13 protein-coding genes are annotated in these 11,271 nt (G+C 70.7%); 7 read left to right on the forward strand and 6 right to left on the reverse strand.

The window, feature by feature from the left end; translation table 11 throughout:
• The first annotated feature begins 9 nt into the window (after positions 1-9).
• From P0R35_RS01235 to P0R35_RS01245, 3 genes are all read left to right on the forward strand, one after another.
• On the forward strand, positions 10-1,539 hold the full coding sequence (locus P0R35_RS01235) for an aldehyde dehydrogenase family protein (RefSeq protein WP_284013439.1): 1,530 nt from the start codon (positions 10-12) through the stop codon (positions 1,537-1,539).
• 533 nt (positions 1,540-2,072) lie between these two features.
• Positions 2,073-3,143, forward strand: a complete 1,071-nt coding sequence (gene gfo6 / locus P0R35_RS01240; protein WP_284013440.1) for a D-xylose 1-dehydrogenase Gfo6 — start codon at positions 2,073-2,075, stop codon at positions 3,141-3,143.
• A 296-nt stretch (positions 3,144-3,439) separates the two neighbouring features.
• A complete protein-coding gene (locus P0R35_RS01245; RefSeq protein WP_284013441.1) occupies positions 3,440-3,691 on the forward strand; it encodes a hypothetical protein in 252 nt (83 codons plus the stop codon).
• A 27-nt stretch (positions 3,692-3,718) separates the two neighbouring features.
• Here P0R35_RS01245 and P0R35_RS01250 read toward each other — a convergent pair whose 3' ends face one another.
• The 4 genes from P0R35_RS01250 to P0R35_RS01265 form a co-directional block, all read right to left on the reverse strand.
• Positions 3,719-4,531 (reverse strand): carbon-nitrogen family hydrolase, encoded by an 813-nt coding sequence (locus tag P0R35_RS01250; RefSeq protein WP_284013442.1) that lies wholly within the window; start codon positions 4,529-4,531, stop codon positions 3,719-3,721.
• On the reverse strand, positions 4,528-4,956 hold the full coding sequence (locus P0R35_RS01255; RefSeq protein WP_284013443.1) for an SRPBCC family protein: 429 nt from the start codon (positions 4,954-4,956) through the stop codon (positions 4,528-4,530). Before P0R35_RS01255 ends, P0R35_RS01250 begins: the two co-directional genes overlap by 4 nt.
• 152 nt (positions 4,957-5,108) lie before the next feature.
• Positions 5,109-5,333 (reverse strand): DUF7123 family protein, encoded by a 225-nt coding sequence (locus tag P0R35_RS01260; RefSeq protein WP_284013444.1) that lies wholly within the window; start codon positions 5,331-5,333, stop codon positions 5,109-5,111.
• An 88-nt stretch (positions 5,334-5,421) separates the two neighbouring features.
• Positions 5,422-5,607 carry a DUF7525 family protein gene (locus tag P0R35_RS01265; protein ID WP_284013445.1) on the reverse strand — a complete coding sequence of 62 codons (186 nt, stop codon included), beginning with the start codon at positions 5,605-5,607 and terminating at the stop codon, positions 5,422-5,424.
• Between the two features lie 154 nt (positions 5,608-5,761).
• On the opposite strand from P0R35_RS01265, the gene P0R35_RS01270 reads away from it, so the two are divergent.
• Positions 5,762-6,982, forward strand: a complete 1,221-nt coding sequence (locus P0R35_RS01270) for an LEA/WHy family protein (RefSeq protein ID WP_284013446.1) — start codon at positions 5,762-5,764, stop codon at positions 6,980-6,982.
• A 168-nt stretch (positions 6,983-7,150) separates the two neighbouring features.
• Positions 7,151-7,501 (forward strand): DUF7528 family protein, encoded by a 351-nt coding sequence (locus P0R35_RS01275; protein WP_284014671.1) that lies wholly within the window; start codon positions 7,151-7,153, stop codon positions 7,499-7,501.
• 81 nt (positions 7,502-7,582) lie between these two features.
• Here the strand turns inward: P0R35_RS01275 and P0R35_RS01280 are convergent, their stop codons facing one another.
• Together P0R35_RS01280 and P0R35_RS01285 are read right to left on the reverse strand one after the other, a co-directional pair.
• Positions 7,583-8,614 (reverse strand): PhoU domain-containing protein, encoded by a 1,032-nt coding sequence (locus P0R35_RS01280; RefSeq protein ID WP_284013447.1) that lies wholly within the window; start codon positions 8,612-8,614, stop codon positions 7,583-7,585.
• A 110-nt stretch (positions 8,615-8,724) separates the two neighbouring features.
• Positions 8,725-9,789: an ATP-NAD kinase family protein gene (locus tag P0R35_RS01285; RefSeq protein WP_284013448.1), complete on the reverse strand. Its 1,065-nt coding sequence runs from the start codon at positions 9,787-9,789 to the stop codon at positions 8,725-8,727.
• A 122-nt stretch (positions 9,790-9,911) separates the two neighbouring features.
• Here P0R35_RS01285 and P0R35_RS01290 point away from each other — a divergent pair, with 122 nt between their 5' ends.
• Positions 9,912-10,352 carry a DUF7960 family protein gene (locus tag P0R35_RS01290; RefSeq protein WP_284013449.1) on the forward strand — a complete coding sequence of 147 codons (441 nt, stop codon included), beginning with the start codon at positions 9,912-9,914 and terminating at the stop codon, positions 10,350-10,352.
• A 109-nt stretch (positions 10,353-10,461) separates the two neighbouring features.
• Complete coding sequence (locus tag P0R35_RS01295; RefSeq protein WP_284013450.1) at positions 10,462-11,184, forward strand: DICT sensory domain-containing protein; 723 nt, start codon at positions 10,462-10,464, stop codon at positions 11,182-11,184.
• The last annotated feature ends 87 nt before the right edge of the window (positions 11,185-11,271 follow it).

Consider the following 11,271-nt stretch of genomic DNA (forward strand, 5'->3'; position numbering starts at 1 on the left):
GTTTTGCCCATGAGCCGAGACGACGGCGTCTACCAGCACTACATCGACGGGGAGTGGACCGACGGGACGGGCGACGAGACGTTCGTCTCGGAGAACCCGGCCGACGGCGACGAACTGGGCGAGTTCCGCCGCGGCACCGAGGCCGACGTCGACCGCGCGGTCGCCGCCGCCGACGACGCCTTCGAAGAGTGGAAGCAGCTCTCGCACATCGACCGCGCGGAGTACCTCTGGGACATCTACCACGAGCTGAAAGAGCGTCACCAAGAGTTGGGAGAGATCGTCACGATGGAGTGCGGCAAGGAGATCTCCGAAGGCAAAGCCGACGTGACGGAGGCGTGGCACATGGTCGAGTGGGCCGCCGGCGACGCGCGCCACCCCAAAGGCGACGTGATCCCCTCCGAAATCCCGAGCAAGGACGCGTACATGCGCCGCAAACCGCGCGGCGTGGTTGGGTGTATCACGCCGTGGAACTTCCCGGTCGCCATCCCGTTCTGGCACATGGCCGTCGCGCTCGTCGAGGGCAACACGGTCGTGTTCAAGCCCGCCGAGCAGACGCCGTGGTGTGCCCAGATCCTCGCGGAGATGTTCGAGGACGCCGGCGTGCCCGACGGCGTGTTCAACATGGTCCAGGGCTTCGGCGACGCGGGCAACGCTATCGTCGAGGACGACCGCGTCGACACCGTGCTGTTCACCGGGAGCGCAGAAGTCGGCCACAAGATCGCGAGCAAGGTCGGCGGCGAGCCGGGCAAACTGGCGGCGTGTGAGATGGGCGGGAAGAACAACATCGTCGTCACCGAGAAGGCCGATCTGGACACCGCGGTCCACTCGGCCACCATGTCTTCGTTCAAGACGACCGGCCAGCGATGTGTCTCCTCGGAGCGCATCGTCGTCCACGAGGACGTGTACGACGAGTTCAAGGAGCGCTTCGTCGCCAACGCCGAGAGCGTCGCCGTCGGCGACCCACTGGACGAGAACACGTTCATGGGCCCGCTCATCGAGGCCGAGCACAAGGAGAAGGTCTCCCAGTACAACCAACTCGCGAAAGACGAGGGTGTGAACGTGCTCGTCGACCGCGAGGAACTGGACGACTCGGAGATCCCGGACGGCCACGAGGACGGCCACTGGGTCGGGCCGTTCGTGTACGAGGCCGACCCCCACGAGGACCTGCGCTGCACCCACGAGGAGGTGTTCGGCCCGCACGTGGCGCTGTTGAAGTACAGCGGCGACATCGAAGACGCCGTCGAGATCCACAACGACACGGATTACGGCCTCGCGGGTGCGATCATCTCGGAGGACTACCGCCAGATCAACTACTTCCGCGACAACGCGGAAATCGGGCTGGCGTACGGGAACCTGCCCTGTATCGGCGCCGAAGTCCACCTGCCCTTTGGCGGCGTCAAGAAGTCCGGCAACGGCTACCCCAGCGCTCGTGAAGTGATCGAGGCGGTGACCGAGCGGACGGCGTGGACGCTGAACAACTCGAAGGACATCGAGATGGCACAGGGCCTCTCGGCCGACATCAAGACGAAGGAGGACTGAGTCGGCGCGGAGCCGTCGGCGGTCGCCGTTCTTTGCCCATCGACGTCCGTACCCGTGGGTCAGCGGCGTAGTCCGGACCTCGAAAGGGGGGGAGGTCCGCTCCCTGTGACGCGCCGGAGGGTGTGGCTCCGGGGTCCGCGTCGCGGCGAGTCCGGCGTGGTGTGGGACGCCGACCGCGGCGCGGACGTGGTGTGGGTGTGCGTTCGTGCGTCGATGCGGTGCCGGGGGCGTCGGGTCGAAGCGGGAGTGGGAGCGGGAGTGCTCCGACCCTCCCGGGCGGATGGGCGAAGCGCCGTCGCCCGGGCGCCCCCGGTTCGCTCGGGACACGAGGTCCCGTGGCCCGCGAAGCCGAACCGGGGCGACCGAAACGGTCGCTCGTCCGGACACGCTGGGGGGGGGAGTACCCGGACGTGGGCTCGGTCCCGCGGCGTCAGTATCGGGGCGCGTTCGTTACTTCAAGACTCCGCCCGAATTATCGGATCCGATTCTGAAGCGGGCGACGCTGTTTAGCCCGCGCGGCGGGACGAGGGCACGTGTTCGACACGACCCTCGCGGCGGCCGGAGAGCGGGACTGGGACACCGGCGCGGTCGAGGAGCCGGTCCGGATCGCGACCGTCGGCTGCGGCAACTACGCCCGCAACGTCTCGATCCCGGCGATGGCCGAGGGCGCGTACGCGACGCCCGCCGTCGTCGTCAGCGGCGACCCGGACACCCGGGCGAGCCTCGCCGACGAGTTCGGCGTCACCGCGCTCGACTACGACGCGTACGCCGCGGGCGCCGCGACCGACGAGTACGACGCGGTGTACGTCGCCACGCCGAACCGTCTCCACCTCCCGCACGCCGAGACCGCCGCCGACCACGGCAAACACGTGATCTGCGAGAAGCCGCTTGAGGCCACGGTCGACCGCGCCGACCGGCTCGTCGCCGCCTGCGACGCCGCCGACGTGCGGCTGATGACGGCCTACCGGATGCAGACCGACCCCGTGGTCCGCCGGGTCCGAGAGTTCGTCGCCGACGGCGGCATCGGCGACCTCCAGAGGGCGGCCGGCGACTTCACCTTCCCCGTCCTCGGCGGGAGCGCGGGTCCCGACCAGTGGCGCCTCGACCGTCGGCTCGCGGGCGGCGGCGCGCTGTACGACGTGGGCGTGTACCCGCTCAACACCGCGCGGTTCGTCGCCGGCGACGACCCGACCGCCGTCTCGGCGACGGTCCGGTCGCCGGATCCGGCGTTCGACGAGGTGGACCAACACGTCGACTTTCGCGTCGAGTTCGGGGGCGAGGACGGCTGGGTCGGGAACTTCTCGGCGTCGTTCTCGGGGCACCCGAACACGTCGCTGGAACTGCTCGGGAGCGACGGGCGGGTCGCCGTCCGCTCGGCGTTCGAGCCGGGCGCCGACCGCGAGGTGACCGTCGAGACGCCCGACGGGACGCTGACGGTCGCGGGCGCCGGCGCCGACGAGACCGTCGCGGAGTTCGACTACTTCGCGCACGCCGTGGCGACCGACGCGCCGATCGAACCCGACGGCGCCGACGGCCTCGTCGACGTCCGGACGCTGGCGGCGGTGCAGGAGGCGTCCGCGTCCGGCGGGCGGGTCGAACTGTGACGACCGGAGAGCGCGGCGGCTCGGCGGTCGGCCGGCGAAACGAAGGTGGACGGAGTGGAGTGGGGAGGCGGTGGTGTGCGCGGCCGTCGCGATGGACCCCTGATCGCGGAGCGGTCGCGCACGGTCGCGTCGGGCGCGGCGGCGCGGATTTTCGATTGCCAGCCTTCGACGAGAAAAGCGTCGGTCAGCCGGCATCGACGACTATCAGCGTAAGGGGCATAAATGCACCGGCACCGACCGACGGCGAGATCCGACGGCGGCGGTACGGTTATGTGGGCACGAGGGAAGGCGGGGGTATGGTTCGGCTCGGGGCCGACACGCTGGTCGGGGGCGGCGAGGACCCCCTGGCACGCCCGCGGTGCGTCGTCGACCGGCGGCGGCTCGGCGAGCCGGGCGACACGCTCGGCCTCGCGGAGGGCGGCGTGGCGGAGCTGTTGCGCGTCGAGGAGGTGCCGCTGGCGCACGTCGACGTGGCGCCCGACCTCCGGGAGCGACTGTGTCACCTGCTCGACGGCGAACGCACCGTGTTCCTCCACTACCTCGAGTGAGGCGTCCCCGTCGCCCGGTCGCCGCCGTCAGTACTCCCGCCGGTCGTCCAGCGCGGGGAACTCCCCGCGGACGCTCGCGACGCGCTCGGGGTCGACCGCGGCGGTGACGAGCGCGGGCTCGTCGCCGGCGGACGCCACCGTCGTCCCCCACGGGTCGTACACCGTCGAGCGGCCCACCAGGTCCGCGTCCTCGAAGCTCCCCGAGCCGTTCACCGTCGCGACGTACGCGAGGTTCTCGATGGCCCGCGCCCGCGGGAGCGTCCGCCAGTGTTCGACCCGCGGGTACGGCCACGCGCTCGGGACGAGCACGAGGTCGGCGCCCTCGTCGGCGAGCGCCCGGAACTGCTCGGGGAACCGGAGGTCGTAACACGTCGTCACGGCGACGCGGAAGCCGAGCAGGTCGACGACCGGCAGCCGCTCGCCGGGCGTGAGCAGCCGGGTCTCGGCGGACTCGTAGCCGAACAGGTGGTGCTTGCGGTAGACGGCCAGCCGTTCGCCGTCGGCGTCGAACAGGACGGCGGTGTTCGCCAGCCCCTCCTCGGCGGGGACGGCCTCGCCGTCGGCGGCGCTGGCGGCCAGATCCTCGACGACGGAGCCGGCCAACAGCGCCACGCCGTGCTCGCGGGCGGCCTCGCGCAGCCGGGTGAGCGTCGGGCCGACGAGCGACTCGGCGCCGCGCTCGTACGCCTCGAACGCGAAGTAGCCGACGTTCCACAGCTCCGGGAGCGCGACCAGGTCCGCCCCGTCGGCGGCCGCGCGTTCGATCGCGTCGAGCGCGCGGTCGCGGTTGCCGTTGCGGTCGGCCTCGCGGACCTCCAGCTGCGCGAGCGCGAGCCTCATGCCAGCCCCAGGTCGCGCTGGAGCGCCCGTTCGAGGTTGTCCAGTTCGTCGCCGAACTTCCGCTCGAAGAACGACTCGACGCCCGGGAGCCGTCCGTCGACGACGAACTCGTTGACGAGGCGGGCGCGGCCGTCCTCGGTCTCGGAGACGGTGTGCTCGCCGGTGACGCGGAACGCCCGCGACTTCCCGACGAACTTCACGTACTCGGGCGGGTCCTTGCGCACCTCCTCGGTGTCGACCCCGATGCTGGAGCGGATCACCGGGATCGGCAGGCGGACGTGCCACGTCGCGGTGCCGTCGTCGTGCACCTCGTACTCGTCGACGACGCTGATCGCCCCGGCGCGCTTGGCCGGATCGGCGATGAACGCCCAGACGTCCTCCGGGTCGGCGTCGAAGACGAACTCCCGGCGTACGCGTACGGTCATCGAGTCGGGCTACGGGCGCGGGGCGAAAAAACGGGGTGGTTGCGGCGGCCGAGGGGACGCCCGACGCGGCGGCGCCCGCCGGGGGACGGGCGACGGCGCCGAGCGAGCGCGGCCGCTCGGGGCGAGCGCGCTCGCCGGCAGAAGCCGCGCGGCTACGACAGTTCGACGCGCCACGTCGTGGAGCGGGCGCGGCCCCACTTCTCGATGTCGACCTCGTCGGCCTTCTCCGCGAGCGTCGGGAGGCGCGAGCCGACCTGCTTGGCGGACAGCCCGATGGCCTCGGCGATGTTCTTCGCTCGGAAGTACTCCTCCCCCCTGGAGACGCTGTCGCGCAGGTACGCGAGGATGCGTTTCTCCTCGTCGGTGTACTCCGTCATTTGTGCTACCTTACTCTACTGTGTGCGCGTTCTTAACGCTTCCCTCGGTGGCGAACGGCGGGTCCGACCGTCGACGACGAGCCTCCCGTCAGGCGTCGAACGCCTGCACCGCGACGACCGCCAGCGTCGCCGCCGCCATCGCGAGCGCGAACCCCCACGCCATCACGATCTGGGAGGCGCCGGCGATCATGAACCCGGCGCCGACGACCGCCAGCGCCGCGAACGCCAGCGCCACGCCGATCGCCTTGTCGCTCTCGAGGGTTTCGGTTGCCATACTCGTGGCTCCGACGGAGCGTACCTAACGCTTGCGGAAGGCGGAGACGGGGGCGGGCGCGGCCGTCCGGGCCGCCGCGGCGTTCGCGCGGCGGGACAACGAACTGACAGCCGGCGAGCAGACTTTTGACGGCGGCCGGCGGAGCCGTCGGACGATGACCGGGAACCCGGGACCGCGCCGTCCGACCGGCGGCGGCGACCGCGCCGTCTCGACCGTCGGAGTCGTCGCCGTCGTCGTCGTCGTGCTCGTCGCCTCGGTGGGCGGGGCGTTCGCGCTGGGCGTCGTCGGCGCGCCGTCGGTCGTGGGCGTCGAGAACCGCTTCGGCGAGGTGACGACGGAGACGACGACCGTCGAGAGCGACCTGATCGTGAACAACCCGAACCCGATCGGCGTCCAACTCGGCGGGCTCACCGCCGACTACGCCGTGTCCATGAACGGGATCACGATGGCCGAAGGGACGAAGGAGGGAGTCGAGGTCACGACCGGGAACGCCTCCCTCCCGTTCACCACGTCGCTCGACAACTCGAAGATCCCCGCGTGGTGGGTGAGCCACGTGTCCAACGGCGAGCACACCGACCTCCGGGTGGACGCGGACGTCCACTCGTCGCTCGTCGGGCGTAGCTACGCGACGCAGGTGAGCCGCGACGTGAACACCTCGATCGTCGAGGCGTTCCGGACGGACGAGCCGAAGCCCCTCGACGCGAGTTCGGCGGTGGTGTCCGACCCCGTGTTGGTCCTCGAGCGCACGGAGGCCGACTGGGGGACGGTGACCAACGAGACCACCGAGGTCGAGATGACGCTGTACCTCCGGAACCCGAAGTCGTACCCGATCGCCGTCTCCGAGATCGGCTACGACATCCACATGAACGACATCACGATGGGGAGCGGCGAGGCCGGGCGGACGACCGTCATCCCGCCGGGGGAGACGGTCGCGCTCGAGGCGACCACCGCGATCCGCACCCAGCGCCTCGACGAGTGGTGGGTGTCGCACCTCCGGCGCGACCAGGTGACGAACCTCACGATGCCGTTCTACCTCGTCGTCGACCTCTCGGAGACGGGCGCGGGCGAACGGCGGATCGAACTCGACGGCTACCGGCGCACCGTCGAGACGGACGTCTTCGGGACGAAGAACGCGAGCGGCGACGCCGCGGGCGACGCGGACGCGAGCGACGACGGTTCGTCGGACGAGTCGACCCCGAGCGATGGGACGGCGACCGCGACGGCGACGCCGACCGACACGCCGGACGGCTCCGACGGCGGGCTGGTCGGGGAGTCGACCCCGACGGCCACGCCGACAGCGGCGCCCACGGCGACGCCGACCCCGACCGGGAACACGACGACGACCGACGACGGCGGGCTGTTCGCGCTGTGGTGAGCGTGTGCCCCCGCGACACGGTGCCGACAAGGCTTTGTCGGCGGGGGGACTGACGTACGACCATGCCTCGGAGTATCACCGCTCCTGATCGAGTTCTCGGACGGTAACGCAACCACCTCCGCGGACGGCGATGCCATCGTCGTCGAGGTGGACGGAGAGGCGTACGAACTGACCCGCGAAGCCGCCGCCGACCTGCGGGAGTCGCTGACGGACGCGCTCACCGAGCGCCGGGAGTTCTTCCGGACCGCCGGGGAGTTCCGCGCCGACGGCTCGTACGTCGTCTCGCGCAAGGCCGCCGACTCGGCGGGCAACGCCAAGGTGTTCGACTCCTTCGAGGAACTGCGCCGCCTGTACGACCGCCTACCGGAGACGTTCGACGCCGACGACGTGGGACGCACCGGGATCACCGGCTCGCGGCGTCACATGGTGATCCGCCACTTCGCCGAGCACCCGGCGTTCGACTGCCGGATCCACCGCCGGAACCCGCTCGCGGGTCGGAAAACGGACGGCGAGGAGTAGTTCCCGACGGGTCCCGAGGACGTCGGACCCGGGCACGGTCCGGTCCCCGTCCCTCGGCCGATCGCCCCGCGTGCCGCCGGCCTACTCGATCGTGACGAACTCGTTCTCCTCGTTGAGCGCGAGGTTCGCCGACACCTCGGCGATCCGCATCGCGTACTGGGCGGTCTCCTGGAGGCTGACGAGCACCTCGCGCACCTGGAGGAGCTGCGCGTTCGACATCTCCGGCAGGTCGGTGAGGATGTCCTCCTCGCGGTCCTTGAGCTCGCGGAACAGGTACTTCACCTCGATGGTGAGCGCGTAGTCGCGCTTGACGGCCGCCTCGACGGCCATCGCCGTGATCTCGTCGACCTGGTCGGTGAAGTCGCGGATCCGCCGCATCGTCGCGTCGTCGACGCCGAGCGTGTTCCCCTCCGCCTCCATGGCGATCTCGGCGATGTCCTCGGCGTTGTCGGCGATCAGTTCGAGGTTCTTCGCGATCGACCGGTAGCCGATCAGCGGGAACCCGGAGTCGAGACCCACCGCGCGCGCGAGGTTCGGGTTCTGGTACGCCGTGAAGATGAGGCGCAACAGGAGGACGAAGATCTTGTTCGCCTGCCGCTCGCGGTTGAGCGCGCGCTGGGCGAGGTCGGCGTTGCCGTGCGCGAGCGCCTTCACCGCCTCCCCGCGCATCGTCGAGCCGGTGTTCTCCAGCCGCTCGAGAAGGTTGTCGAGCGTGAAGTCCTCGGGGTCGACCGAACAGCGGATGGCGATGTTCTCCGGCGTCTCCTCGATGACGCCCAGCCCCATGAGCTGTGTCTCGGCCTTGTAGACGGCGTTGATGTGGTCGGAGCCGAGGGCGCCGTCCTTCGTCGTGATGTTGATCACGCGCCGCCCGAGCACGTACTGTGCGAGGATCGCCCGCTCGAGGGCGTCGGCGTCGAGGTTGTCCGCGTGGAGCGTCGCCTCCGCGTCCTCCGTGCTCGCGGACTCCGGGAGCACCGTCAGCGTCCCCTTCCCGCCCATCCGAAGCGACACCTCGTCGCCCTTCTGGACGTTCTGTTCTTTCGCCCACTCGGCGGGCAGCGTCATCGCCAGCGTCGAGGGGCCCAGTCGTTGGACCTTCCGCGTCTCCATAGCTATCCGGATCCCCTATACGACCTTAACCTTGACCCTATGTCCATAATACCCGTGGCGAGATATGTAAGGATCGACTGCCCGGTTTATGAGGGGCCGCCGGGTCGCGATCAGACGACCTTCAGCATCCGCCGCTCGAAGCGCCCGACGCGCACCTTCTCCCACCCGCGCAGCGCCTCGTCCAGGTCGGGGTCGTCCGTGTCCACCCGGAGCACCCGGAGGTCGTCGAGTTTGTCGCGGGACGCGACGATCTCGACGTCGCACTCGCGGATCACCGCCGGCGACAGCTGGGGGTTGCCGCGGCCGAACACGAACCCCTGCCCGCCGATGGGGGTGACGACGATGACGTTGTCGTCGCCCAGCGCCGCGAGGATCTCCGCCTCGCTGGCGTCCAGCGCGAGCACCTCCCCGTCGCGGTACACGTCGACGCCGATGGGCGACCCCTCGAACCCGAGTCGCTCCTTCACCTCGCCGACGGTGGAGCCCGGCCCGAGCACCCACGTCGTCCCGGGGCGGGCGCGCACGTCGTCCGCGACGCCCTCGGCGAGCGACTCGACGGTGCCGCCGCCGATCTGTTTGCCCGACTGGAGCTGTTCGGCCACGGGGACGTGCGCGACCGCGCGGAGTTCGGGGTGGACCTCCCCCTCGCGGTAGTCGTCCTCGTCGATGTCCATCACCTCGCGGCGCTCGGTGCGTTCGAACGTCGCGGCGACGGAGGCGGCGTCCTCCGGGGAGACGCCGAACACCGACGAGTACACCTTCACGCCCGCGGGCACGCCCAGCATCGGCACGTCGCTTCCCTCCAGCGCCTCCGCGACGTCGGCGGCGGTGCCGTCCCCGCCGACGAACACGACGAGGTCGACGCCGGCGTCGCGGAACGCCGCGACGGCCGCGCGGGTGTCGTCGCCGGTCGTCTCCTCGTCGGCCGGCCCGCCGCGGACGTCGGGGTCGAACCCGGCCGCGCGGACCTCGCTCGCGCCCATCGGGTCGCCCCACGCGAGCACGGTCGTGTCGGGCGCGCGCTCGGCCAGCGCGTCGAGGGCGCGTCGGGCGCGGTCCGGGGCGCGGGGCTCGGCGCCGCGGGCGCGCGCCGCCGCGACCTTCCCGTCGGTGCCCTTCAGCCCCACCCGGCCGCCCATGCCGGCGATGGGGTTGAGCAGGAAGCCGATTCGCATACCGACGGGCGGCGCGCCCGGGCCAAAAGCCCGCCGGCTCCGACGACGGCACCGCCGGAACGGGTCGCTCGTCCGCCTCCGGGAGCGACGGAGGTATCACCGTCCGGTCCCTCGGATCGACCATGTACACGGGGCGGACAGAACAGCCGTGTTGTCTGTGCGACTCGCCCGACACGGTCGCCCGGATCGACATCCCGCCGCGCGCGGTCCAGTTGATGAAACACTCCGACCCCATCGCCTGGCGCGACATCGTCGGCGAGGTGTCGATCCACTTCTGCGAGTCCGACTGGGAGACCGTCGCCGACCTCGTGGTGAACCTGGGGATGAACCCGCTGTCGCGGTGCAACGTCGCCCGCGCGTCGTTCGACCTCCGGGAGGACTTCGAGGCGCTGTTGAACGACACCCGCGACGAACCCGACCAGACGGAGTTGGAGCAGCGCCTGCTGGCGGCGGCCGACGAGACGCTCGCGAACGTCGACGACCCGATGACCGAGGAGCGCGACGTGGTCGAGGCGCGCGTCGTCGTCGACTCGCTGGAGGAACTGGACGTGGTCTCGGCGTAGGCGGGTCGAACGCCCGCGCTCGCGCACGGCCCGCAGCCACCCGTGGCGGCGGGCGAACACCTCGGTGATAGGCTTATCACGGTACCCGGTGTAGGCTCCGCGAGACCAGATGTCACTCCGTGCAGTCATCGCGTCCGTGCAGGACCGCGAGAAGCGCCTGACGGTGTTCGACCCCCCCGACGAGCGGGTCGTCGAGGAGTTGCGCGAGTACTTCGCGTCGCAGGCCGTCAGGGTCACGGAGGGGACGACCGACAGCGCGCTCTCCGGCTACGTCGTCCTCTCGGACGAGCACGACGACGAGGTGTTGGCGGCGGTCGACCTCCGCCACCTCGACGGGGATCTCACGGCGGCGCCGGGCGAGCAGGGGGCGTTCGCGCCGATCCTCGAACACCTCGACGGGACGACGTTCACCTCCTACGACCTCCGGCAGATGATGGCGGCGACGCGGGAGATGGAGGACCGCGCGTGGCGCGCCGGCACGGGCGAACTCCACGCCGGCTTCCAGCGCGTCGGCGCGATCCGTGCTCAGAAGGGCGTGTACGAGGACCTCGCGACCAAGGACCTCGACATCCACACGTACTGTGCGCCGAGCGACGAACACCCGGAGATCGAGGGCGTCACCGTCCACCAGGAGGACTCCCGCGAGATCCGGGAGTCGTGGTTCGTCGTGTTCGACGGCGGCGGCAACCCGAACGACGCCTGCGCCCTGCTGGCCGAGGAGCGCGGCGACGCCGACGAACGGTCCTTCTACGGCTTCTGGACGTACGACCCGACGATCGTCGGCCGCGTGCTCGACCACCTGAACGAACAGTACGCCGTCCCGCTCAACTGACGCCGCGGCGACCGTTCGGTGTCGGTTTCGGTCACGTTAAGTGCGCGCCTGACTGAACGGTTAGACAGGACCGATGTCACACCGTTT

It is taken from the genome of Halobaculum litoreum (assembly GCF_030127125.1).
In the GTDB taxonomy this organism is placed as follows: Archaea; Halobacteriota; Halobacteria; order Halobacteriales; family Haloferacaceae; genus Halobaculum; species Halobaculum litoreum.